We start from the raw sequence: 578 nt of genomic DNA, 5'->3' as shown, positions 1-578 counted from the left end.
ATCACGGTAATAAGTCGCAACGTCTTCTGCTTGTGTATCTAAAACACCCGACATCGCTAATACGCCGTCTTCTTTTACTAGACCCTTAATGATGCCTGAAAGTTCACGCAGTGGACCGGCAAGGATGTTAGCAACGACAACATCGGCAATCAGGCCTTCTGGCTGATCTTGAGGAAGGAACACTTCTAATTGGTCAGCAACGCCATTGCGCTCAGCATTGTCTTTTGATGCCAGTAGAGCTTGAGGATCAATGTCGATCCCGATAACTTTTGCTGCACCGAGTTTGATCGCTGCGATCGCTAGGATGCCAGAGCCTCAACCGAAGTCGATCACTGTCTTACCTGACAGATCTAGACCTTCTAACCACTCTAAACAAAGTGCTGTTGTTGGGTGAGTACCCGTACCAAACGCTAGACCTGGGTCAAGCATTACATTTACCGCGTCCGGCTCTGGGATATCTCGCCAGCTTGGGCAGATCCATAGGCGCTCACCGAACTTCATTGGGTGGAAGTTATCCACCCATTCACGTTCCCAGTCTTTGTCCTCGATTTGCTCAACTTTGTGAGCGAAATCCGCAG

Annotated in this window: 1 pseudogene; it reads right to left on the bottom strand. The window is 49.3% G+C overall.

The annotated features are described in order from the left end of the window. Positions 1–578 (bottom strand): annotated as a pseudogene (gene prmA / locus KIV40_RS32495) (50S ribosomal protein L11 methyltransferase); the annotation flags it as partial.

The organism is Vibrio sp. D173a, from assembly GCF_030248475.1.
The sequence above is the reverse complement of the archived record's forward strand: the minus strand, read 5'-3'. Positions and strand labels throughout refer to the sequence as shown.